21 protein-coding genes are annotated in these 23566 nt (G+C 45.5%); 6 read left to right on the forward strand and 15 right to left on the reverse strand.

The genetic code is table 11. The annotated features are described in order from the left end of the window. Nucleotides 1-267: 267 nt before the first annotated feature. The 3 genes from QT987_RS26800 to QT987_RS26810 all read right to left on the reverse strand — a co-directional run bounded on the left by QT987_RS26800 (nt 268) and on the right by QT987_RS26810 (nt 3145). Nucleotides 268-852: a Uma2 family endonuclease gene (locus QT987_RS26800; RefSeq protein ID WP_333246248.1), complete on the reverse strand. Its 585-nt coding sequence runs from the start codon at nt 850-852 to the stop codon at nt 268-270. 70 nt (nt 853-922) lie between these two features. Beyond that, on the reverse strand, nt 923-1771 hold the full coding sequence (locus QT987_RS26805; RefSeq protein WP_333246250.1) for a phosphatase domain-containing protein: 849 nt from the start codon (nt 1769-1771) through the stop codon (nt 923-925). A gap of 288 nt (nt 1772-2059) precedes the next feature. Next, nucleotides 2060-3145, reverse strand: a complete 1086-nt coding sequence (locus tag QT987_RS26810; RefSeq protein WP_333246252.1) for a T4 RnlA family RNA ligase — start codon at nt 3143-3145, stop codon at nt 2060-2062. Between the two features lie 192 nt (nt 3146-3337). On the opposite strand from QT987_RS26810, the gene QT987_RS26815 reads away from it, so the two are divergent. After that, on the forward strand, nt 3338-3898 hold the full coding sequence (locus QT987_RS26815; RefSeq protein ID WP_333246254.1) for a hypothetical protein: 561 nt from the start codon (nt 3338-3340) through the stop codon (nt 3896-3898). 158 nt (nt 3899-4056) lie between these two features. Further along, nucleotides 4057-5061 carry a hypothetical protein gene (locus QT987_RS26820; protein ID WP_333246255.1) on the forward strand — a complete coding sequence of 335 codons (1005 nt, stop codon included), beginning with the start codon at nt 4057-4059 and terminating at the stop codon, nt 5059-5061. 101 nt (nt 5062-5162) lie between these two features. Here the strand turns inward: QT987_RS26820 and QT987_RS26825 are convergent, their stop codons facing one another. Further along, a complete protein-coding gene (locus QT987_RS26825) occupies nt 5163-5603 on the reverse strand; it encodes a hypothetical protein (protein ID WP_333246258.1) in 441 nt (146 codons plus the stop codon). Beyond that, on the reverse strand, nt 5604-6059 hold the full coding sequence (locus QT987_RS26830; RefSeq protein ID WP_333246259.1) for a type II toxin-antitoxin system antitoxin SocA domain-containing protein: 456 nt from the start codon (nt 6057-6059) through the stop codon (nt 5604-5606). Nucleotides 6060-6601: 542 nt separating this feature from the next. Here QT987_RS26830 and hemC point away from each other — a divergent pair. The 3 genes from hemC to glgA all read left to right on the forward strand — a co-directional run bounded on the left by hemC (nt 6602) and on the right by glgA (nt 10780). Next, the gene (gene hemC / locus QT987_RS26835) at nt 6602-7573 is read left to right on the forward strand and encodes a hydroxymethylbilane synthase (protein WP_333055890.1); all 972 of its coding nucleotides are present in this window, start codon (nt 6602-6604) and stop codon (nt 7571-7573) included. Between the two features lie 357 nt (nt 7574-7930). Next, entirely contained in the window at nt 7931-8758 is an 828-nt protein-coding gene (locus QT987_RS26840; protein WP_333055889.1) for a S1C family serine protease, read from the forward strand. Nucleotides 8759-9352: 594 nt separating this feature from the next. Further along, nucleotides 9353-10780, forward strand: a complete 1428-nt coding sequence (gene glgA, locus QT987_RS26845) for a glycogen synthase GlgA (protein ID WP_333055887.1) — start codon at nt 9353-9355, stop codon at nt 10778-10780. A 329-nt stretch (nt 10781-11109) separates the two neighbouring features. Here glgA and QT987_RS26850 read toward each other — a convergent pair whose 3' ends face one another. From QT987_RS26850 to QT987_RS26860, 3 genes are all read right to left on the reverse strand, one after another. Then, entirely contained in the window at nt 11110-11538 is a 429-nt protein-coding gene (locus tag QT987_RS26850; protein WP_333246261.1) for a DUF1824 family protein, read from the reverse strand. A 219-nt stretch (nt 11539-11757) separates the two neighbouring features. After that, a complete protein-coding gene (rnc, locus tag QT987_RS26855; RefSeq protein ID WP_333246263.1) occupies nt 11758-12438 on the reverse strand; it encodes a ribonuclease III in 681 nt (226 codons plus the stop codon). Between the two features lie 369 nt (nt 12439-12807). Then, nucleotides 12808-13599, reverse strand: coding sequence for an NYN domain-containing protein (locus tag QT987_RS26860; protein ID WP_333246265.1), 792 nt, complete (start codon nt 13597-13599; stop codon nt 12808-12810). A gap of 673 nt (nt 13600-14272) precedes the next feature. Here QT987_RS26860 and QT987_RS26865 point away from each other — a divergent pair. After that, nucleotides 14273-14416, forward strand: coding sequence for a chlorophyll a/b-binding protein (locus QT987_RS26865; protein WP_096831166.1), 144 nt, complete (start codon nt 14273-14275; stop codon nt 14414-14416). Between the two features lie 194 nt (nt 14417-14610). On the opposite strand, the gene QT987_RS26870 is transcribed toward QT987_RS26865, so the two are convergent. The 7 genes from QT987_RS26870 to QT987_RS26900 form a co-directional block, all read right to left on the reverse strand. Beyond that, nucleotides 14611-14823, reverse strand: coding sequence for a hypothetical protein (locus QT987_RS26870; protein ID WP_333055883.1), 213 nt, complete (start codon nt 14821-14823; stop codon nt 14611-14613). Nucleotides 14824-14929: 106 nt separating this feature from the next. Beyond that, on the reverse strand, nt 14930-15148 hold the full coding sequence (locus tag QT987_RS26875) for a hypothetical protein (protein WP_333055882.1): 219 nt from the start codon (nt 15146-15148) through the stop codon (nt 14930-14932). A gap of 461 nt (nt 15149-15609) precedes the next feature. Continuing rightward, complete coding sequence (locus QT987_RS26880; RefSeq protein ID WP_333246266.1) at nt 15610-16002, reverse strand: response regulator; 393 nt, start codon at nt 16000-16002, stop codon at nt 15610-15612. A gap of 366 nt (nt 16003-16368) precedes the next feature. Next, nucleotides 16369-18930: a PAS domain S-box protein gene (locus QT987_RS26885; protein WP_333246268.1), complete on the reverse strand. Its 2562-nt coding sequence runs from the start codon at nt 18928-18930 to the stop codon at nt 16369-16371. Between the two features lie 370 nt (nt 18931-19300). Then, nucleotides 19301-21547 carry a glycoside hydrolase gene (locus QT987_RS26890; protein ID WP_333246270.1) on the reverse strand — a complete coding sequence of 749 codons (2247 nt, stop codon included), beginning with the start codon at nt 21545-21547 and terminating at the stop codon, nt 19301-19303. A gap of 248 nt (nt 21548-21795) precedes the next feature. Next, nucleotides 21796-22032 (reverse strand): NifU family protein, encoded by a 237-nt coding sequence (locus QT987_RS26895; protein WP_006632519.1) that lies wholly within the window; start codon nt 22030-22032, stop codon nt 21796-21798. Between the two features lie 664 nt (nt 22033-22696). Continuing rightward, nucleotides 22697-23347, reverse strand: a complete 651-nt coding sequence (locus tag QT987_RS26900; RefSeq protein ID WP_333246272.1) for a DUF3386 domain-containing protein — start codon at nt 23345-23347, stop codon at nt 22697-22699. Between the last annotated feature and the right edge of the window lie 219 nt (nt 23348-23566).

Genomic DNA, 23566 nt, shown 5'->3' on the forward strand with positions numbered 1-23566 from the left:
CAGCTCGATCGCCTGAGTGACAGCTCGGTCGCCTGACTGACTCTTTTAAGATACAAGGGGCGGGTTCACCAACCATCTATGGAAAAAATTAATAATCTCCTAAACCCGCCCCCACCCGATAGAAAATACAAATTTACCATTAATTTATTGAATCAAATGTTGATGTAAAATTGGGCGTTGGAGGGCGGGTTTATCAGATTGTTTGATTTGTGTTAAAGATTTCGGTGAACCCGCCCCTACAGAGATTGCGGTTTTCAATATTCCCATTTACGTTTCTGTTTCTGTTTCAAATCCAACACCTTCATACAAAAGTGCGATCGGCAAATCAACCTCAATGCTTGATAAAGTGATAATCTCCCCAGCAGTGTAAGAATAGTACAGCCACATTCTGCCCTCTCCCCGACAGTAACGCTCAACAAAAATCTTTTGTGAATCAATCAAGATATACTCTTGCAAAGTCGGAATTTTTAGGTAACAAGTGAATTTTTCATCCCGATCTTTAGCACTTGTACTGGGAGAAAGAACTTCCACAATAATTTTAGGGTTCTGAATAAAATTGCGCGAATTAATGTCTTCTGAATCGCAACTGACTATCACATCAGGGTAGTAGTAACGGCTTTGAAAACTGACTTGCAATTTCACATCTGACACGTTGATCCGACAGCCTCTGGAACGCAGATGTGGGTACAAGTTCCTGTAAAAGTTAAGTGCAAGATCGTTATGGGGAATTGTACTGCCCGTCATGGCAAAAACTTCGCCGTTGACATATTCGTGGCGAATCTCTTGTTGAGCTTCCCATTCTAGGTATTCCTCAACCGTCATTTTTTGGGGTGCTTGGGGAATGGCTATCATAACAAAATTTTTTGTAATGTTACTTTGATTATAGCATTAGGCATGGGACAATTGTCAAACAAACCCTGCCTTAAAAATCCCCTTCATCTACTTGGAATACCGTCAATCCCAAGCCTCTCCACATATCAACAACTTGCTGGCGATCGTCCAAGACAAACTTAACATTATATTTCCCTGCAATATGCTGCCGATACAACTCTTCCTTCATAATCGCATCCTTCCTCATATCTCCAGTTTTCCGCAGATAAAGAGCGGCATAATTAACCTCGTACTGCTGCAACCATTTCTCAGTTTGAGGCTGACAATCATCTGTGCGGCCCGACACTACAATAATATTAACGCTCGACTGCCACTTGCGAACGGTATCTAAGACGGGCTGATTGGGCAAATCGCGATCGCACGTCGAAGCATCAAAAGGATTTCTGCCATTGAGAAGTGCCAGCGTACCGTCCATATCAACAATAATTGCATCCGGCAAATCCGGGTTATATTCCGGCGGCACAACGGGAACCCGCACGTACTTATTGTACATCTTCATAATCACATCTTTGCCCACCGAATTAAGTCTTTTCAAATCCCGTTTAATACATTCCTCAACCGGAACTTGCAGGAAAGAATCATTAACTTCGACAAGGGCTTTACCTTTAACCAACTCCTTGATATGCTCGATGTGCGGGCCAAAATTAGTATCATCTACAATGACGTGCTTGCCGCTTTCCAAAGCCATCAAAATAATCGTATCTCTCAACTGCAAAATAAACTTTTCATTTGCAGGCGACCAATGAGAAGCGTGAGCCATTTCTCTGAGCATATCTTTATTGCTACGCACCCACTTGGCAGGTTCAGACAGCAGCAATTCCCTAGCAAATTGAGATTTTCCCGAAGCAGGTAAACCGACAAGTACAATAACTCTTTTCATGGCAATTGGTAATTGGCAATTGGTAATTGGGCATTGGGCATTGGGCATTGGGCATTGTTTAAATACTTAAGCTGTTCTCCATTTAAATTGTGTGTCAAAAATCACTCAAATTATTGTGGGATGGGCTTCTAGCCCGTCCAGAATATGCAATTTAAACGCGCAACAGCTTACCTCTTCATTCCATCCGTTACATCCGTTACATAATCCGTTGCCGAACTTCCCTCTTCCTTCAACATCTGCCTCACGCTCGATAATTAATCCGTGTATCCGTGTCGTGCCTTCCTTCTTCTACAAACCTAAATGGATGTAATCTAAACCCAATAACTCTTCTATTTTATGAATAGTAACATCACGGAGAGCTTCTTTCACTCCCGCAACTCTTCGGGCCCGCAAAGAAAACAAAATCCCGGAATAGGGCAAATGTTTCACAGCTAATGCAAAATCTTTCTGAACTTCGATATGTTCGTGCTGTCGGTAAGCTTCCTCGATTTCTCCAACCAAAGATTGATATTTGTCCTTAACTTGTTGATACAACTCACTCCACTCAGGAAAATAAGCTAAAAACTCTTCTCCTTCATTAGTTAAAACAATTTCTATCATGCGGCGGGTCGAGAATCCTTCGCGGAGATGAGAAATAGCGACATATTGCGGAGACTTAACTTTAACTCGGTTGAAGTTAGCGTCGCAGATAATATACCCTTCCGAGTTCATCGGATCTAAATGTTGAGCCGCTTCGATAACTTCTTTCCAGCTAGTTAAAGGATAGGATGCGACCAATTCCCATCCGTATTTATGTGCCCAAATACTCGGATCGGTTTCTAGTAGCGTTTGAGTGTTGCGAACCCCGTGCAGCACGATTTGATTGTTTTGTTGCTGGACAACTATTCTATTGTAAGGCGTCATCAACTCAAAGATAAAACACTGGTCGGTTTCTTGTGGCAATTGATATCCCAATTCTTGCCAAACTTTCCAAAAAAGTTCGGCAAAGCTGAATCCAAAACCGTTAACTTCGCCGGCGGCGTCGGGAGTGCCGCTAGATTGCACTCTCCATTCTCCCTTGTAAAAATACAGTACAGTCAGAGAACCGTCTAGTTTTTCATAAACTTTGGCATGACTCCAATCAATTGCAGCGGCGTGCCCTTCCCCGTAATTAAAAAATTTGTCGTAGGGATAAGAAACTATCTGCCAATCTTGAGATGAATCTAAAATAATGCCTCGGCATTGCTGGACTATTTTTTCGCCCAGGGGAGATTCTATCTGCGAGTATTTCAGACAGACTAAATCGGGATATTGGCGGTGGCGGGTAACTTTGATATGATAAGTTTCGGACAAAGTTTCCAATCCGTGCTGACGTAAATACTCTTGTAGTTCCACGTTCTATTCCTAAAATTGTCGCCTTTTCTATTTTATCTGTAACTGCATATTTTAGGGAATTTGTAAAAAAAAAGTTAAAGTTGCTTTTTTGCGGAATGCCTATTGGGAGTTTGGTATTTTCGAGTATCGTTGTAAATAGGTGAATGTGCTTCACCGAAAAACAGGACTGTTTCGACATCAGGGAAAAACACAGTGAACAATAAATTATTACTTTTGGCGACTTCGGCGTGTGTATTGACTGCTTTAGTACCTGTATCGCGAGTTTTTGGTGCGTGCGAATTGTCGCAGCTACCGCCGGAAACAAAATCTGTTGCTGTAGCGGGTACTGTTGTTCCGGTAAGTCAAATTTTGCAAAAGTTAAAAGGCAAAACACAAGTACCAATTTTCCTCCCCAGTCGGCTTCCTATTTCGCAGAAGCTTTACTATCAAAGCCAAGCGGAAGTGGACAGCTATACTATTTCTATGGAGTATACAGCAGATTGCCGAGGTGCGGGAGCTTGCTCTTTTGGGGAAATTCGAGGTCAGAAAGGCGGTGAGTTTTCTACTAAAGTAGAAGGGGTAACTAAGACTTTAAAAAATGTTCAACTGGCTGACCGAGTGAAAGGAGTTTTTCACAATGGTTGCGGGGCTTACTGCACAGCAACTCTTGAGTGGAAAAATCGGGGTTTTATGTATACCGTAGCCCTTAAGAACGGACGAGAATCTGATTTAATTTTAATAGCAAATTCTGCTATTCTAGCTCGGAAGCGTTAAGTTTTGTAGTCGGGGACGCACAACTTCTATCTGTAGGGTGTGTACGGCACACCTTACCGTTATTGTATGAGAGATTTGTATGAGAGATATTAACTCGCACTCGCCTCTTACAAGATGCTATGGTTTTTTTGCGCTGACCTACTTAGGGGGAAATCAGGATGAGGGGAAGATGGCTATTTGCGGCGATTTTTGCTTGTGTGGTGACTGCTTTTACCATCGCACCTTTGACACCAAACTCAGCGTTAGCAAGGACTGAACTCCCGATTACAGAAATCCGCTGGTTTAATTATTCCCCTGAAGATAGCTGGCAACCGATACAATTTATTGTGCCCGATCGCAACACTGCAAAATCTGCCGGCAGCCGCAAGTTGCGGTTGTACGATGTTCATATTGCCAAGATGTTTGAGATTTCTCATTTTCTGTGCGATCGCGATCGTGCTTCTGAGGGTTACACTTGGTCTTATCAAGCGGAAAATGGCAGTATTGAGATGGGACGCTTCAAAATTAGCTGCAATCTCGCCCGTTCCATAGCCACAGCTTACGGCTTAGGCAAACCCGAAATTACAGTGATTCGCCGCAACTTCAACCTGACAAACGGTCGCCCTTCTTTTGCGCTAGAAAAATACTCTATTCCCACTTTTAACATTGCTAAAAATAGAGTTGTGCAGTGGAGGAATTTTGTGCAAAAGTTGCCCCCCATCCCCGATAACTCAGGTGCGAACCAAGCTAACAGTCGTTTTCCTGCGAGTAACATCTTTAGACAAATCAAAGGCAAAACGCGAGTGCCTGTTTTTCTTCCGAGTAGACTTCCTTTACCTGACATTCAGCAACTTGATTTTGATGTGCAAGCAGGTTCCCACGGTTACATTGTGGGAATGTATTTAGGCAAAGGATGCCGCGCGGGAGCCTGTTATTTCGGCACAATCGAAGCTAAAAGAAATGAACCGTTTTCGCCTCCTTCGCGATTGCCGCAGGATACTTACAGAAGCGTTGAATTGGCGGGCGGATTCAGGGGGATTTATTTCAATAATTGCGGTGCTTACTGCACTGCTTTTGTTGAGTGGCAAAGGCTGGGGGTACTGTACCGAGTCACAAGGAAAAACGCACGGCAGCAAGAAGTTGTCCAGATAGCAAATTCTGCACTTCAAGCAGGCCAACGTTAAATTTGGGTGAGAAATGGCAAAGGTACGCGCGAGCGAAGCTATCCCGAACGCGCGTGCGTTCCGGCATGGTAAGGAATCGACCTTTTCACTCCTCATAAACTTTATTCTGGACAAACTGAATGGTCGCGGTCAAACCAAATGATGTAGTAAACAGATTGAACGCGAAACCAAAATATCCGTTTTTTCTCATCAATTCGCATTTCGGATAACCTCTCATCTTCAGGCATATTGTCCGGCAAAGTCGGATGAATGTTAATCAACTTATAACCAGTTCCCACTGATTCACCTCGTTTTTTTGAGCCGTGACCTTTGATTTGACCCCAAGTATATTTCTCAATTTTCTTTAGTCCTTCAATTAGGTCATTGATTTCTGATGATGTCCAGTCAGACAAAAGCCAACGATTTTTATCTGCATAGGTAAATCTGAAGCTAGGATGCTCATCATCTGTACTGCTTGGTCGATTTAACTGAGTTGCTTGCTCTGGAATTCTGCTTGCTTGCTTTTTTTGAGATGGCTTGGGTATTTGACTTTTTTTCCCCACTTACGCCTCCACCAAAGGTGCATAGCAGGATTTCATATCCTCGCGGGAGATGATTTTAGTTGATGTTTCGGCAGGTTCTAATCCCTGGCGAGCGTTGAGCCAAGGTGTCTCTGATTGGGTCAATTCTGCAAGATGTTTAGCACTTAATTCTCCATAAGCATTCCAAACTTCTTCGAGAACCTCGATTTCATCTTCATCAAATTCTTCTTCAAAATTATCGGGAGCGGGAATATCGCTATATTTGTAAGCTTTGTACTCATCCCAAACATCGCGGACAATGGGGCCGGAAACCCAAGCTTCAATATCTTGATCAAATAGCGGCTGGCTTCTAAAGACTAAACTCCAAGCTTGTGCATAATAGACGAGCTTTTGCAGTTTCAGAGGAGAAATGGTATCGCCTGCTTCTCGATCGACACGACATAAAAAGTAACGAGCTACTTCAAGAGCACTTTTCATAGTTTTAGGATTTTAGTAATTTGACAAATTCACTTTTGATGGTAAGCTATTTGGTGGCTTTAGAAGTACGATCGCAACTTCGATCGCCCTTTTCCCCTCGCAACTACATTTCTATCCCCAAATCTCGCAACCTTTGAGCTAATTCTTTCTCGCAGCAGCTAAGCTAACTCCTCATGTCAAGCAGGTTCATCCGGCTCGACCCTAGGTAAATCTTACATCGCCCGCAGGCTTTGCTTCAGAATGTCGATCGCCCCCGTGCCAGCGACGCCCAATGCTAGATGGGAAACATCATCAGGAATCACTGCTACGGGCAGTCCTACCATTTTAGATTTTAGATTTTAGATTTTAGATTGGCAATGGCTTATTATGTAAAGGTTTGGAGCTTGCCTACCGTTGCATCCTTTTTTCAAACAGGCGGTCAAAATCTGGTATTTCTCTTTTATCGCCCGAATTATCCCAACCAGCAATTAAAGTCCCCACCTGCGGTACGCTAGATCAGGTGAATATATTGGCTGATTTCAAGCTATCCTCCGATCGATCTTATGTCCCCAACCACATCTGCCCCTTCCCGAACCGTTCGCATCGGTTCCCGCAAAAGCCAACTCGCTCTCGTGCAAACCCACTGGGTGCAAGAACAGCTACAGAAACACTTCCCGCAACACACTTTTGAAGTCCACACCATGTCCACCCAAGGGGACATAATTCTTGATGTCGCCCTCGCTAAAATTGGCGATAAAGGACTTTTCACCAAAGAATTAGAAACGGGAATGATTAACAATGAAACGGACTTTGCCGTTCATTCCCTCAAAGATTTGCCTACCAATTTGCCCGAAGGTTTAATTTTAGGATGCGTCACCGAACGGGAAAATCCCGCTGACGCCCTGGTAGTTCACTCCAAGCACAAAGACAAGCAACTCGACACCCTCCCAGAAGGTTCAGTAATCGGGACTTCTTCTCTGCGGCGACTGGCTCAACTGCGGCATCATTTCCCTCATTTTGAATTTAAAGATATTCGCGGCAATCTCAATACTCGACTCGCTAAATTAGATGAGGGCGGTTACGACGCGATTATTTTAGCAGTTGCCGGCCTCGAAAGATTGGGAATGGGCGATCGCATCCACCAAATTATCCCTGCTGAAATCTCCCTTCACGCCGTCGGACAAGGTGCTTTGGGCATCGAATGCCGCGCCGGAGACACAGAAATCATGGCACTGATTAAAGCTCTCGAACACTCGGAAACCGCCCAAAGATGTTATGCTGAACGCGCATTTCTGCGGGAATTAGAAGGCGGCTGTCAAGTGCCGATCGGCGTCAATACCAAAATAGAAAACGGTCAATTAACCTTAACCGGAATGGTATCGAGTCTCGACGGCCAGCGATTCGTCAAAGATAGTGTTTCCGGCGCCGCCGAGACTGCTGAAATGATCGGAATTGACCTCGCTCACCGCCTGCGCCAACAGGGTGCTAGTGCAATTTTGGAGGAAATATTTGTCGAAGTTCAACGTGGTTCCTAAAACCGATCCGCATCTCTTTGTCAATGCTTTTAGACGCGATATATCGCCTTTTGTAGAATAAAAATAACAGGCGGTTTGCTTTGGCAAAACAGGTAGAGTAGCAGTCTGATTGTAGATTTTTGATGGGATTTTAAGTAGGGCTTGCGGGATAGATTTCAAAAATATCTGACTAATTTAGGACGCTCCGCACGGGTGTTAAGCAACCCGGTTTCTGATGTAAGTCTCGCTGTATAGCCCAAGATTTATGGTAAAAACCGGTTTTTTTTCGTAAGTCCTAGAGTTCTTAACCTCTCCATCCAAAATCTACAATCAAACATCCAAAATTAATCAGCAATTTATTTCAGGTAAAAGCCCACTATGAGCGCTAGAGAAACTCAATTAAAGCTGGAAGTGAAAAAGGTTCAGCAACTCTATAGCAAAATGCAAGCAGACCAACAAGCTTTGCAGAAGCAATTGAAAGAGTTCAAAACTCAAGCCGGAAGTTTTTCGGATGTAGTCGAGCAAGTCTTGCCGTCCGTAGTTTCAATTTACGTCATGGATTGGGATACAGAAGAAGAGATTTCTTCAGGAAGCGGGTTCTTTGTATCGCCGGACATAATTGTCACGAACTATCACGTTGTAGAAGATATTGCCGATGAAGATTACTTCTATGAAGAAGATGAAATCGAACAGGTTTTAGTGGAAACTCATGACGGAAAATTGAGATTGGCAGAGGTGGTGTTTACTGGTAATGCCGAAGAAGATTTAGCATTACTCTTAATTAGCGATTTTACCTTCGACCCGAACACAGGGGAACAAGTGGACTCTCCCCAAGAATATCCTCCCCTAGAGTTGTCTTTGGATGTGAAAGTGGGCGATCGAGTAATTGCTGTGGGCAATCCTTTGGGGCAGTTTGCTTCAACTGTAACTCAAGGTATTGTGAGTGCAATTCGCGAACCAGAGGAATATGAAGAAGGCGACGATGAAGAAGATGATTTTGCTGAAGTGAAGGTGTTGCAAACTGATGCGGCGATTAATCCGGGAAATTCCGGCGGCCCGTTGATTAATATGGCTGGTCAAGTGGTTGGTGTGAATACGTGGGGATTGGAAGATGCCGACAGTATTAATTTGGCGATCGCCTCTGAAGCTTTGGATGATTTTCTAGCGGGATTTGAGGAGACTATTGAGGACAATTCTCAGAATTAGTCGGGAGTTATCCGTAATATGTGATTCGGGCGATGGCCCTTTTTCTGAGAGGGGATGGAAAAGGCGATCGCTATTTCCTTAACTCAATTGGCGTAAGTCCCACGCTGTAATTGTACTCAATTGGGCGTTGGGATATAAGCTTTCGCAAGGTATATGAAAAAGAGCGACAATTTACTGTTTCTCTAGCAAAAAAACTTGTAAGATATAAGTGGTTGCGACCCACCCACTCGACTGCAAACAACAGGTCACAGTAGCTATAGTATGCTTACCAAGGATAACTGCGAGAGAAAGGGGGAAAAAACAGACCGCTGGTTGGCAAGGTAATGCCCTACCGTAAAATATAAACCATGTTTGTTGTACGAAAACAGTTTTTGGTCTTGGGAAACAGGACTTCTGCGTGGGTTCCCTACGAAGGGATAAAGGCTGCAAAGCTAGAGATGCAGTGTCAGACTCGGATCGTCTTCAGTGACGAATCTCAGTAATGAGATACCTAACAGAGCAACGGCAGATGATACACGAAGCCTACACGCTGACCGAAGGTCAGTGCTAGGTATTTCACTCTAGAGTAACAATCTCAAGGAACACAAAAAAATAATGCGTATTTTATTTGTATCCGCCGAAGCATCACCCCTCGCCAAAGTGGGCGGTATGGGCGATGTCGTCGGCGCTTTGCCGAAATTTCTGCGGCGCATGGGCCACGATGTCCGCATCTTCATGCCCTACTACGGTTTCGTCCCCGACAAAATGGACGTTCCCAAAAAACCTGTTTGGGATGGATCTGCCATGTTCCAAAGCTTCTCGGTGTTTGAAACTGTTTTGCCGGGAACCGATGTACCTTTATACTTATTACAACATCCATCTTTCTTACCGCGCCGCGTTTACGGCGGTGTAGATGAAGATTGGAGGTTCACTTTCTTTGCCAATGCTGCGGCTGAATTTGCCTGGAATCATTGGAAGCCCCAAATTATCCACTGTCACGACTGGCATACGGGGATGATACCTGTTTGGATGAGCCAAGATCCCGATATCAGCACGGTTTTTACTATTCACAATTTAGCTTATCAAGGGCCGTGGCGCTGGCGTTTGGAGCAGATGACTTGGTGTCCTTGGTATATGCAAGGTCACAATACAATGGCTGCTGCAGTACAGTTTGCCGATCGAGTAAATACAGTTTCGCCGACTTACGCCGAGCAAATCAAAACCCCAGCTTATGGGGAAACTTTGGAAGGTTTGCTGTCTTACATCGGCGGTAAAGTATCGGGCATTTTGAACGGAATTGATACAGAATCTTACAACCCAGCAACTGACAAGTACCTCCATCAACAATTTAGTGTTGATACTATTGAAAAGCGCCCCGCTAATAAAATTGCGCTGCAAGAAGAAGTCGGTTTGGAAGTGAATAAAAATGCCTTTTTGATCGGGATGGTGACAAGGCTGGTAGAACAGAAGGGATTGGATTTGATAATTCAAATGCTCGATCTGTTCATGGCCTATACCGACGCTCAATTTATTGTACTCGGAACGGGCGATCGCTACTACGAAACCCAACTCTGGCAAATGACAGCCCGCTATCCCGGTAGGATGTCCACCCAACTACTTTACAACGAGGCCCTTTCCCGGCGCGTTTACGCAGGCTGCGACAGCTTCCTGATGCCCAGCCGTTTCGAGCCCTGCGGCATCAGCCAAATGCTCGCCCTCCGCTACGGGTGCGTGCCAATGGTTCGTCGCACCGGCGGTTTAGTCGATACCGTTTCCCACAACAACCCGATCGACAATACCGGTACTGGTTACTGTTTCGATCGCTACGAACCCCTCGACTTGTTCACCTGCATGATCAGAACTTGGGAAGGTTTCCGCTACAAAGATAAGTGGAGAGAACTGCAACAGCGCGGCATGAGAGAAGATTTTAGCTGGGATATTTCGGCCCGGAAATACATCAACTTGTACAGCGATATTTTGGGATTGCCGCCGGAAGAAACCGCACCGGCACCAGATGCAGAATTGATCGTTGGTAAGGGTTAATCTTAGTAAGGTGCGTCAGTCGCTGTTTGATTCGACTGAATCGAAGGGCGATCGGCTGACGCACCCTACAGCTTAGTAAGGTGCATCAGTCAATCGATTTTAGATTTTAGATTTTAAATTTTAGATTGAAGCATTGACCCCACGGATGAATCCGGGGGCTTGTATCCTGGATGCTTTCAGTCGGTTTTTGATTCAATTTAATCGATCGACTGACTACTGACTACTGACTACTGACTAATGACTACTGACTACTGACTACTGACTAATGACTACTGACTAATGACTAATGACTAATGACTACTGACTACGGACTACTGACTACTGACAAATTAATCAACAAATAAATCGAGAGGTAAATGACCGTAAGTTCCACTAACTCCATCTTCTGAGGAAGATTGACACGAAATCAAAACGCCCCGGTAAGTTCCGGGATAGCCGTCAACATAATACGACCCCTTCAAAGTATTGAACTTAATATAAACCGAACCCGCAAAGGTCGAGACAGCATTGGGATCTAAAACAGCTTGATATCCCAAAGCTTTTAAATAAGCTTCTAAAGCTAAAAACCCCTCATCCGTCGAAGAAGCGCACACTCCCAACATTTGATAATCCGACAAACTTGCTACCAGCAAAATCGCTTGACGGAGTGCCTTTTTTTCCAGCGGCAAGGCTACAGATTGCATATCCAGACAAGTGAAATCTTTGAGGATTTGCTGTGCTTCTTCAACAGTTAGGGTAGTCTGGTTTTGAGTAGACATGAATTGCTCTGATATTTCCCAAAATTACGATCGACACTGGGGTACTCGTCAACGAATTTCTGCCATTGCAACCCTCGATCGACGGAGGTAACACTTGCACAAGTCCTGATTATAGCCCATTGTGTGCTCTGGCCATCAATTCGGGCGATCGTCTTCGAGAGCTTCGCCAACGCCCGAATCGCACAAAAAAGCTAGTAGTTTTTACCGATGTTTTCAAGTTTAGATCAGTCCGCGTTTTTTCAGCTTTGCTAGCGCATCTTCAGCCGCATTTTTCTCAGCATCTTTTTTGCTTTTGCCTTTACCTTCTCCATAGAGTTTCTCTGCAACATAAACTTTAGCGAGAAATTCCGGCTTGTGGGGTGTGCCTCCTGCTTGGACTGTCACGTATTTGGGGGGAGTCGTGTCACCATTGGCTTGTACCCATTCCTGAAAGCGATTTTTCGAGTCTACAGTCGATCGAGTTTCGACCACATTTTCGGGAACCGAATCAAACATTTGCCACACAAACTGGCTAACTTTGTCCATATCTTGCGTATCGAGATAGTAAGCGCCAATAAATGCTTCAAAAGTGCTGCTGAGCAAATTGGGATTAGTAATCCCACCTTCTCGATAAGCTCCTTTTCCCAGCCGCATTTTTAAATCTAAATTGATTTCAGTAGCAAATCTGGCTAATTGTTTTTCATCTACTAATGCAGAACGTCGGCGAGTCAGTTGGTCTTCTCCCATTTCAGGATGACGCTGATAGAGATATTCGCCGCTGAGAAAAGTGAGCAAAGCATCGCCAAGAAATTCTAAGCGTTCGTTGTCTTCTTCGCGGAATGTGGGGTTTTCGTTGACGTAGGAACGATGGGTTAGTGCTTGGCGCAGCAGTTTTTCATTTTTGAATTCGGGAAGGGTCATTTGTATTTCTTTTGTTGGATTAGTTAATTGCATGGGAGGTGGGAATGTTTATTCTTTTTTTGGAGTTGGGTGTTATTAGGTGGACATGAAAGAGCCGCAGATAGCGGTAGGTTTGGAGAATCTAGTTTATCAAATAAACTGGATTTTTGCTATCTGCGGCGGGGTAATTTTTAACAGATATTTGGCCGTTATACTATTAGTCCGTTAGTCCGTTAGTCCGCCAGTCCGCCAGGGGTTAAAACCCCTGGCTCATAGCTAAAGTCCTCTGAAGAGGACTGAAGATTGTGTCTTTTTTAACGGTAATTCAGTCGGTTTCAACCGACTTTAGCTATGAGCCAGGGAATTCATTCCCTGGCGGACTGTGCAACTTTATGCAGATAATCTGTCTGCTTCTATTACAAACAATTGCTGATCCTGCAATCGGATTTTTCCATCTTTCACGGCAGCCTTAACCAACTCGCTAAAGCGTGAAAATGTTTTTCCCTGATGTTGGTAGACAAAAGTTACTCCCTGATACTTGGGAAAAAGCTGCAACATTAGGTTGTTAATAAAACCTAATCCTGTACCCTTCCCTTTGCTTAATGCTGTTTTTATAGCTTCCATCAAATACTCAACTGCCTCACTGTAAGTGAGTTGACACTGAATATTTTGTATCTGCTGCTGAGTCTTGGACGCTACCAAGCTAGGCAATTCATCCAGAAAGTGGAAGTCACTACCCACAAGTTCTTTCAGCCTTTGTTTGATCTGACCTTGCTCAGCAAAGACTATAACTTTTTTGTCCAATTTTTGCAGGTTGCGAACCAATTTTATAAAGTCCCCATCTCCTGATAAAAGGATAACTGTATCGGGAGACTGATTGCTGTCAATATCCTCAAGACAGTCAGCTATCAATTGATTATCTGCACTATTTTTTAGAGGACAGGGAACATCGATACATTTAAAACCAACGTTTTGTAGCTTGTCTTTTGCAGAGACTTGATCGGGACAGAGTGAATTGTAGTAGACTTTTGCGTCAATTAAGCTCCCCTGAAATTTGGCAAATTCTAGCAATAGACTACCTAGATGTTTAATAGAGTTTGCATTCTGAAGATCGACGTAAATAGAAACTAAAGCCTGAGACTGCTTGGTCTGTTTGCCAATGATTGAATGATGGTTCGTCATTTTTCTGTGTCCTAAAACTAGGTTTGCAGGACAGCATCAATAAATTAAGCATCTAACCAAAGAAGTATTGTTTTTGAGTTTGCTCAAGAGGGACATTTCCCATTTAACAAAACTCTTGACTTACACACTATTAATTTAGTATGTACTTGCTTGGTTAGCGTCTCAGCGATAGGATATGCAGATTTCGGACAGGCGTCCTAAAAACCCGTTGATATAGAAATTCAAACAAATGTCGTGCCAACTGACCTATTTATTCCAGTTGAAACGACATTAACTTGAATGTCTATATCAACGGGGCTTTAGGACGCTTACCCGAAATCTGCACATCCTACCGCTGAGACGACTTAACCGACACTTTTTGCTTTTGAATGCGGGTGTCTATCTGAGCTGTATTGTTTTGATACTGGCACCTTAACTCTTAGATGTCAAGGGGTAATCTAATTTAATTTTTTGAGTTGATCTGACACAAATACCCCTGCTACTCTCTACTTGCATAGGAATTACACAAAAACGCTAGATATAGCGTAAATAGTCCATCATTCTCTGCTAATTCACGCTAGATTAATGGCTTATCTCCGGCATTTGAACAGTAAATGTAAAAATATGTTGCAAACTTTATACTGCTGTGTTAAGTTTAGTTACATAAGGTTGAAATTAAACGAGGTTTATGGTCATGGAAAACAAAGACGCAAAAGTTGGCTTCACTGAGTTTGCTGAAACCTGGAACGGCCGTTTGGCAATGTTGGGCTTCGTTATCGGCCTCGCTACCGAATACATCACCGGTCAAGGCATTCTCTCTCAAATCGGTTTGATGTAATCAGCTCTTCTGCACACAATAGCTGAAATTCAGTCGATCGACCCCATCACAAGTGCACTCATCCCCCCCGCTAATAAGTCCCCTTCACTTCACACGGAAGGGGATGAGTGCATTTTTTATCCAAAAATCCCACTGAGGGCACAAACAAAAATCTTTTCAGTCTCAATATTTATCGCGAGACTAACTCCAGGAAACTAAGCAATTTCTACAGAATCAAAAATCCTCAATTTAGGAGTCAAACTCGCAACCTTCACCAAACCATCGCGTTTGTGATTCCGCACGCTGTTACGTAAAATCATCTCCGACAGATCCGGCATTTCCTGCCAGCAGTGCGAGCAGAACCAATAAACGCGATTGTGGCGAGCGTGGCGGAGCAATTTAGAGGAGCAACAAGGGCAACTATTCATGATATTTTAAACCTTTTTTGAAGATATGGAGCGATAACCCAATCATTAGAGAGATTCACGAAAGCCTGCACATCTCAATTCCAGGCACAAAAATAAAAATTTTTTTTCACTCATAGCTTTGGGCGTCGCGCAAGTAGCACTTTTGGAGGCCCAAGAGTAACACCACAATCAAAAGCTGAACGCTCCAAGGAGCCCAAGAGAAACCCCAAATAAAACAACCCAGCCCGGCCCAAGCCACAAGAACAAAAATATCTTGAGAGGTTTGCCAGTAAATCCAGACTGCTGCCAGAGAAACTATTAGTAGCAAAATGTAAGCTGAGGGCATAATCGTCTTCTCCCAATGTGTCTGCCAACAGTCAGGAGCGATCCCTGACGTTCTGCTTAAACATAAAACTAAAACCTGAAGAACTTATGAAGACGAGTGAGTTGTTACAAAAAGTAAAATAATCCTGCCAGCTTATATTTCGCGGATAAATCAGTAGGAATACTGAGTTCATGGCTGAGGCCGAATTCGGTTAAATGGACGCACTACCAATAGGGACTTAGGCATCCCTATTGGTATCAATTTCACCCCAATACCGATAGGGTGGAAACTGATACCGGACTGAGGTTTTGAGTCTTAAGCTGACCGGACCAAAGGTGCGGGGTCTAAATTGCTACATATATCCTGTCCGATCGCCCTAATTCGATCTAAGGAACCATATCCAAGAAACCAAGTTTTTTTAACTCTCTTTGCCTGCAAAACTACTGCTTGAAAAGCTGCACAATTCAATGCGCGCGATCGATCTATTCTTGCTCCCAGCCCAAAGCCTCAGCGACCTGAGCCGCCAAAAACATCGGTTCAAAAGGCTTAGCAATCACGCTCACCACCCCCAAATCAGCGAACATCCGCCTGTCCCCAGCCAGAGCCTTAGCTGTCAATAAAATTACCGGAATGTGCTGCGTAGCATTATTAGCTTGTAACTGTAGAAAAGTAGTAGGCCCGTCTTGGTCGGGCATCATCACGTCCAATAGAATCGCATCAGGCTGTTCGGCAAGAGCCTTAGCAACGCCCTCGCGGCCCGAACTCGCTGTCATGACTTCCCAGCCCCCCACGAGCTCAAGACTGACTTGAGCTACTTCCCGAATATCTTCCGCATCGTCAATAACCAAGATGCGCTTGGCAGTCAAAATTAACATTTTTTTATGAATGAGAACTGATCGTAGATTAGAGGTTAAATGTGAATATTTTGTAAAGCAAATTATCTTACCCGATCGGACTTTACAGTAAAATTTCAAAACTGTATAGCAAATGTTGAAGGAACAAGGAACAAGGAACAAGGAAGTTACCATTGAGCGACAGGGTTTCACCTAAGAACATCCTAACCGTCTGGCGCGGTTGCCGTACAATATCCCACCCAAAAAAAGCCGCTTTTCGATCTCAAATTGTGCTTTTGGCCCGCAGTCCCCAAACTTCTGAAAAGGCTGAGATTGTTTGATCGAGTCATCGACAAACAATCTGCACAAAATCATTAACTTTGGTTACACCAGAGTAGAAATTAACTTTCAGTTGCCAGCCCCTCCCGCAAGAAGTGGCAGACTTATGAAAAAAGTGCTGCCCTCCCCCACAACACTCTCCACCCACATCCGCCCCCCGTGCTGCTGCACGATACTGCGACAAATAGCCAGCCCCAAACCAGTTCCTCCTTTCTGGCGAGAATCAGAAGCATCAACTTGTTGAAAGCGTTCAAAGACCATCTCCAGCTTGTCTGGCGGAATACCCCGCCCTTGGTCTTTCACAGAAATCACGATGTACCACGAGCTCGAAACTGGCATATGCGGAGGCGCGGCGGCCGGCTCAGGAGACAACAAAGACGGAGACGACACCGACTTGTGGGCTGCTTTTTCTGCCAAATCCAGATTGTGGCTCAACTCCCCGCTCAGCCAAACCGTAGCGCCGGAGGGAGAAAATTTTATAGCATTACTTAGTAAATTTGTCAAGGCTTGAATTAGCCGATCGGGAACAGCTTGCAATTGCGCCCCCACAGGCTTCACCGACAGAGTAACTCCCGCCGGCTTCGCCATTCCCTGCATCTCGTCAGCCGCCTGCAACATCAGCTCAGCCACATTGCAAGTTTGTTTGATAGCAGTGCTGTAACTCGACTCCATCCGCTCTAAATCTAGGATGTCGTTGACCAAGCGCACCAAACGGTCAGTATTACTGACAGCAATCTCCAGCATCCGCTTAGCTTTCTGGGGGTAAGCGTCCAGCAGGCCGCTGTTGAGGAGGCCGAGGGCGCCGTGAATCGAGGTCATCGGCGTCCGCAGTTCGTGGCTGACAACAGAGATGAATTCATCTTTCATGCGCTCGACGGCAAGCTGCTCCGTGATATCTTTAAAAGTCACTACAGCTCCAATAATTTCGCCTTGTTCTCGCATCGGAGCGACAACGTACTCAACCGGAAAACTGCTGCCGTCTCGCCGCCAAAAAATCTCATCGGTGACGCGCCGCGCCTCTCCGTCTTCCAAGGTGGCTAAAATTTGAGAACTTACCCGGTTCGGAAGCCGTTTGCCCGCCTGCTGTGCGGCGCAGTGGGGGACAAGTTCAGAGCCTGAATTGATGTCTGTTGCAGGTGACAGTTGCTCGATCGCCCTTGAGCATTCTTGCTGTGCACGGTGTAAGCTTTCATAAAGCGGTCGATCGATCAATTGCTTCGATTCGCACCCAGCCATTCTCACCGCCGCAGGATTGACAAAAGTTACTTTTCCCTGTTTGTTCAACCCGCAAATTCCTTCTCCTGCGGAGAACAAAATCATTTCTGTTTGGTGGCGGAGTTGTTCAAAGGCTTTTTCGACTCGCTTGCTGTCGCTGATGTCGCGAGAGATTGTCGAAACGCCCGTTACCGCTCCAGTCGCGTCTTTAATCGGAGAAATCGTGAGGGAGACATCTATCTGTTGGCCATCTTTCCGCAAGTGTACGGTTTCATAATGGTCGATGGTGGCTCCAGCTCTAATATTTTCCAATATTTGAGGCATTTCCTTGGGGCGTTCGGGTATGGCTAAAATCTCTATAGACTTCCCCTTGATTTCCGCCGCACAGTAGCCATAAATCTTCTCTGCTCCTGTGTTCCAGCTCTGAATTGTCCCGGTGAGGGTTTTGCTGACGATGCCGTCATCGGAAGACTCGACAATCGACGCCAAGCGCACGAGTTCGTCTCTAGCTTGCTTGTATTCGGTGATGTCGCGGCCCAAAATCACGATACTTTTGCGTCTGCCGTCGGGGTGAAATACGGGTACTTTAATCACGTCGTAGATATTCACAGTACCGTCCGATCGGGGAATCATTTCTTCCCCCCTAGAAAGCTTACCTTTTTCCCACGCTTCTCGATCGCTCACCTCGCAAGCCTGTAACGCCTCGCGGTAAAAACTGCTGAGTTCTCCTAGCTGAGAATCTTTAAGGCCACGGTAGTCTATTTTTTCTAGCTCGAACACTTCCAATATCGCTTGATTTGCCTCCTGCCACCTGCCCTCGCCATCTTTGAAGCAGACAATATCTGGCATGGCATTCATCAGCAAGTTGAGATAGGAGTTTTCTCGCAGTGCAGTTTCTACCTCGGCCCGCTTGGCGATTTCCCGTTGCAGGTTTTCGTTTGCCGTTTGCAGCGAGTCCTTTAACAAACTTTCTGTAAAAGTCCGTTCTTTAATTATTTCCTGAAGTCTGTGGATTTCTAGCGACTGCCGCCTGCGGGCCAACAAATTCTCTACCCGCCAATGCAGTTGGGCGAGTTCGACGGGACTTACTATCAAATCGTCTATTCTGCGTTCGAGTTGTTTGGGCTGCTGCGAAAATGGCTGCTCAGAAAGAGCAGGCGTTTGGGATTGACTAACCAGCAAGAACGGTAAAAATATCGGTTCGGCGGCAGTTTTTAATGATTCTACCAGCGGCCCGATGCGATCGAAAGAGGCCTCGTCGAGAATGCACAAGTCAAAAGCGATTTGGGGAATGGGAAATTCGGAGTTGGGATTTAAAGCGCGATCGAGTACAATCACCTCATGCTCGGTGTTGAGGTGGGCGCTCGGCAAATTAAGTTGTTGGTGGCGATCGACCAATAGTAAAATGCGGCTCATTAGTTTGTTAATTTCCCCATGACTAATGATATGATGTGCGGTAAATTAAGTAGTCGTTAGTAGTGAGGGCTAAAGTCCTATTTTTTATGAGTATTGAAGCCCTCACTACCCACAAGTTTTATAGCGCTAGATTGACCGGACGCGATCCGAATGATGAAGGTATTAGGCAGCCAGAGTAGAAGCCCCTATTCAATAATAATAATTGATAATTATTTAATTGTTTGTTCCTTCAAACAAGGGCTAATGACTAATGACTGTTGAATGAGTGTTGGCGGGGGCGGGTTTATATGTATTTGGGTTAGCAGTTCTACTTTGCTCGTGAAACCCGCCCCTACAGCCTAATGACTAATGACTAATGACTAATGACTTTTTACGGCATTCCGATCGGAATCAAAGAATCGAACGGCATACAGCTAGAGTAACGACTCCCATCCGATAAAACCGCAATCAGCCTCACCTGCCAGTCGGGCATAATCTGCAAATCCGCCCAGGGCACTGCTACCTCCAAACATTTATCCACTCCCACTTGAGCGCGGCTAATGCGGGGCTGCCACTGATCGCCCTCTTCTGCTTCCTGAAACCAAATCGATTTCGTCAGCAAATTAATCTCTAACTGATGGTGGTATCTATAATTTAGCGGTGCTTCGTCAGGCAAACCCGACAGCGGAATCAGACTGTTGTTCATCGTGCGATCGGGATAAAACCAGAACAAATTTAACTGCTGCGGGCAATCAATTCCCGGCCGCACCCCTACCTTGAAGTCGGCACGAATGTAAAAATTCAAGTGGTCAACGCCGTACCAAAGGCGCTGAATTGCCGAACTCCGGTGCATCGTACCCCTTGCTCCCCCAACTTCAATCCGACCGGCTTTGTCCCAATCCTGTTCGTTGCCGATACCGTCAATCACCGGGTGAATAAAGCTCAGCGGCAGGTGGTCGCCTTGAACAGAGTGCACCTCTACTTGCCGCCGCACTTCCGGGGGTACAGGCTCGCCGAGAGCTTCGTAAATCGCCGCTACGTGTTCGCGAAATAGCTGGTCGAACATGGCATCTTGGTTCGACGTGTGGCCTTCGCCAAACCACCAGAACCAGTCGGAACCTTCGGCCGCATACAGCGCTTCCCAAGCTTCTGGGTTGCTTTCTTCTGTGGCCTCTGGATGGTTTGCCAGCATTTGTCTCGCAGGCTCTAACAAGTCCCAAGCGCGATTTTTCGCGGGATCGCCGATCCAAGTTGTGAGAGAACCGTCCACCCAGGAACCAGTGTGCAGTTGGGCTGCGGGAATTGTTTCGGTTGCTGGGAATTTGTCGAGAAATTCCGAGACTGTGACTAATTTGATATCTGGATTGTCGCTGAGAGTTTGATAGAGGGATTCTAAGAACGGTTTGCCGTCTTGGGGATAGAATTCCCAGCAATTTTCGCCGTCGAGGGCGATCGTAACTAACCAGGGATTTTCTAAAGCTGTTTGACCCTCGGACTGTCGGTTTTTGAGAGTTCTGCCGATCGCCTCTAAGTGTCCCACTAAATCTGATGCTGCTTTTTCCGGTTCCATCGAACCGTAGGTAAACCCGATCAAGTCGGACAATCTGTGGTCTCTAAATACTATGGCTAAATCCCCGTCAGGAGTTTCTAAACGGTAAGGGCGATATAAAAATTCTGGTTCGTAGACATTCCCTGTCGCGTCGCGGTGGAAAAAGTGTTTAATTGTCCACCCCAAAACTGCTTCGTCCGAGACAATCCATTTAAAGCCTTGTTTGGCAATGTAGGGCAAAATTTCCGGGCTGACTGCTTGTTCCGACGGCCACAAACCGCGCGGTTGGCAATCAAACCGGTCTTCATACATTTCCCAGGCTTTTCTCAGGTGTCGGGGAATATCTTCTTCCCACTGAAACCGGTGTTGTGGCAGCGTCATGTTTGGAATAGCTATGCGGCCGCCATTAGTGTCAGCAAGCAGCGGTAAAATCGGGTGCGTGTAGGGGGTTGTGGAGACTTCCAACTGTCCCTCAGCTTGCATTTTACGGTGCTGGGGGATGATGCGAGCGAGGATTTCTTTTTGTTTTGAGTAGATGTTTTTTCTGTCTACCAAACTAAAATTTTGTCCTTGTTTCAGCCACCCTGCAATCTCCGGGTCGTCCCAAAACAGCGGGTCAATCCAAGCTAAATTGTGCCATGCCAGCAAGTCGCTAAAATCCTGCAATTTCCAGTTTTCCAAACACCACTGAATGCCTTTTTCCTGCCGCTGAGTGTAGAGTTGAGCGTAGCGGGGGTGTGGCTGAATCAGAGTGTGGTAATTGGCGTCAAAAAAGTGTTCTAAAATGAACTCTTGTTCTGGGAGGGTTAAAATTTCTGCTGACTTTAATGTCACCGTCAAGTAAGGGTCTAATGCTTTATCTGCGATGCAGTCTTCTATCTGCAAAATCAAGGAGGGAACCAAGTTTACGGTTTGATGAAGCTTGGGATATTTTGCCAAAAGGAGCACTAAATCCAAGTAGTCTTTGACTCCGTGCAAGCGCACCCAAGGCAGTCGGTACTGAGCTGCTCCTGCGCTAGCGGATACTCTGGATTTGTAGAGCGGTTGGTGTTGGTGCCAAATGAAGGCTACATAAAGGGGGTGAGACATTGAATTTAGTAATTGGTAATTGAATTTGGTAATTGGTAATTGGTAATTGGTAATTAAATTGGGTAATTGGTAATTGGCAATTAAATTGGGTAATTGGTAACAGTCAACAGTCAACTGGTAATTGGTAACAGCCAACTGTTAACAGCCAACTGCCAACAGTCAACCGTCAACTGGTAATTGGTAACAGTCAACCGTCAACCGTCAACTGCCAACTACCAATTGCCAACTACCAATTGCCAACTGACTAATTACATTACCTGTTCGACTTCGGCAATTTCTGGGATAGCCTCGCGCAGGCGACGTTCAATCCCCATTCTCAGAGTCATTGTGGAACTCGGGCAAGAGCCACAAGCTCCTTGCAGTCTCAGGTGTACCACTGGGCCGTCAATTTCTACGAGTTCGACGTTGCCACCGTCGGATATCAGGTAGGGGCGCATTTCATCGAGAACTGTTTCGACGTTATCTCTGGTTAGTGCTAGTGTCATATTTCGCCTCTGTGATGATTTTTTGCAGGTGATGAAAGTTCGATTTGACTCAAGGACAGCATTCTCAACCCGCGCGGGATTTAAGAAACTGGGTTTTTTGATAAAAGACTTGCGTACTCAAATGAGCTGGCTGCAGCAAACCCGGTTTCTGTCACCGAAAAACGAGCGAGAAGCCCCTGACTTTAGGCATGGGGAGGACAGCGGCAGCGACGACCGTCGCATTAAAATCCCCTTTCGGGGTTGGAGAGGTATGGTTGCCTCTCCAGTGAGGTATGGTTGCCTCAAACTCCCTTGCGGGGTAATGTTAGCTTCGCCAATGTTTTAAGAGCTTGTTAGGCTAGCAGCACGTCCTTAACCCTTGTACAGATGTTTAACCACTAGCGACAGAGCGGAAAACTAGCTTCGCATTCAAGGAGTGTCGTGACTCAAAAAACGTAGTCAGTAAAGACTTAGGCTGGTAAGGTAAGCTCTCGATTCAATCCCGCTCAAAGAGCCGGACAGTCTTAAAAGCCTCCGCCTTTAGGCGTGGGGTTCCTTACGCTGATGCTCGATCCCAATTAGCTCTCTCGTTCGATCGTAGCGTTACTTGCCGCCAAATCAAGTTGATTCTGATACGTTATCCAAAAAAACCCGTTTTATTTAAGAAATCGGGTTTTGGATCGCGCTACACTACTGCTGGTTCTAGCAGTTTGACGTTGGAGTAGTTGAACTCGGTTGTTGTCAGTTGACCTTTTTCTTTCGATCGAACTACTTGCTTGGTCATGACATAATAGTCGCCTATCTTGTCAAAGGTATCTTCAAATTCGAGTTCTTTGATGATTTCGTCTGTTTGGGGGTTGCGGAAAACGGCATCGTAGTGGGTGGCCAAAGAACCTTCGGGTGTCTCTAAGCTTTTGTGCGTGTCAATTACGAAAGCCATGCGGCCCATCACCCGGCTGACTTGACAAATTGACAGACCTCGGATTTTATAGTTAGACCCCATTGAGTCGCCTTGCACTAAAATATCCACAGCGTCGGTGCTGTCCTTCTCGCCCAGGGTGAAGCTATTTTTGCCGTGAGATTTTTCAAATGTCGATCGTTTGCGGTGGGTGACAATATCGCGCATTTGGGTGTAGACGCTTTGCTGCACTTCCTCATCTTCAATGCCGCTGACTTCCACGCTCATGTCGGGTTTGATGGAAACATGACCCGTATATACTTCGTCGCCCTGTTTTAGTTCAATATCGGCACTGTAACCGGGAAAATTGGCATCCCAGGTATAGCGGTGTTCGTAAGCAGCGCGAAACAAATCGCGAGCGTTGGCTTGCTCTGTCATAAATCCCTCTTTCTCTTGACACCCATCTAGTTTAGCTTAACCGCGAGAAGCCCTACATTCACTGGGTAGGAGAGTTACCCGCACTCCTGGCGAGCACTTCTTGGGGGTGCGGCTGGGCTGGCAATTAGGGCGCAACAAGAATTTACCGCAAAAGTGGGTCTAAAGCCCCGTCCTTCTAGGACGGCTTTAATTTCTACAATTTGTAAATAATTGTTAAAT

Source organism: Microcoleus sp. SVA1B4, from assembly GCF_036700545.1.
Taxonomy (GTDB): Bacteria; Cyanobacteriota; Cyanobacteriia; order Cyanobacteriales; family Microcoleaceae; genus Microcoleus.

Bases quoted from the DNA above. Each gene is read 5' to 3' on its own strand.
- QT987_RS26800 (WP_333246248.1), bottom strand. From the start codon at position 852: ATGATAGCCATTCCCCAAGCACCCCAAAAAATGACGGTTGAGGAATAC.
- QT987_RS26805 (WP_333246250.1), bottom strand. From the start codon at position 1,771: ATGAAAAGAGTTATTGTACTTGTCGGTTTACCTGCTTCGGGAAAATCT.
- QT987_RS26820 (WP_333246255.1), top strand. From the start codon at position 4,057: ATGAGGGGAAGATGGCTATTTGCGGCGATTTTTGCTTGTGTGGTGACT.
- QT987_RS26830 (WP_333246259.1), bottom strand. From the start codon at position 6,059: ATGAAAAGTGCTCTTGAAGTAGCTCGTTACTTTTTATGTCGTGTCGAT.
- hemC (WP_333055890.1), top strand. From the start codon at position 6,602: ATGTCCCCAACCACATCTGCCCCTTCCCGAACCGTTCGCATCGGTTCC.
- QT987_RS26840 (WP_333055889.1), top strand. From the start codon at position 7,931: ATGAGCGCTAGAGAAACTCAATTAAAGCTGGAAGTGAAAAAGGTTCAG.
- glgA (WP_333055887.1), top strand. From the start codon at position 9,353: ATGCGTATTTTATTTGTATCCGCCGAAGCATCACCCCTCGCCAAAGTG.
- QT987_RS26850 (WP_333246261.1), bottom strand. From the start codon at position 11,538: ATGTCTACTCAAAACCAGACTACCCTAACTGTTGAAGAAGCACAGCAA.
- rnc (WP_333246263.1), bottom strand. From the start codon at position 12,438: ATGACCCTTCCCGAATTCAAAAATGAAAAACTGCTGCGCCAAGCACTA.
- QT987_RS26860 (WP_333246265.1), bottom strand. From the start codon at position 13,599: ATGACGAACCATCATTCAATCATTGGCAAACAGACCAAGCAGTCTCAG.
- QT987_RS26865 (WP_096831166.1), top strand. From the start codon at position 14,273: ATGGAAAACAAAGACGCAAAAGTTGGCTTCACTGAGTTTGCTGAAACC.
- QT987_RS26870 (WP_333055883.1), bottom strand. From the start codon at position 14,823: ATGAATAGTTGCCCTTGTTGCTCCTCTAAATTGCTCCGCCACGCTCGC.
- QT987_RS26875 (WP_333055882.1), bottom strand. From the start codon at position 15,148: ATGCCCTCAGCTTACATTTTGCTACTAATAGTTTCTCTGGCAGCAGTC.
- QT987_RS26880 (WP_333246266.1), bottom strand. From the start codon at position 16,002: ATGTTAATTTTGACTGCCAAGCGCATCTTGGTTATTGACGATGCGGAA.
- QT987_RS26885 (WP_333246268.1), bottom strand. From the start codon at position 18,930: ATGAGCCGCATTTTACTATTGGTCGATCGCCACCAACAACTTAATTTG.
- QT987_RS26890 (WP_333246270.1), bottom strand. From the start codon at position 21,547: ATGTCTCACCCCCTTTATGTAGCCTTCATTTGGCACCAACACCAACCG.
- QT987_RS26895 (WP_006632519.1), bottom strand. From the start codon at position 22,032: ATGACACTAGCACTAACCAGAGATAACGTCGAAACAGTTCTCGATGAA.
- QT987_RS26900 (WP_333246272.1), bottom strand. From the start codon at position 23,347: ATGACAGAGCAAGCCAACGCTCGCGATTTGTTTCGCGCTGCTTACGAA.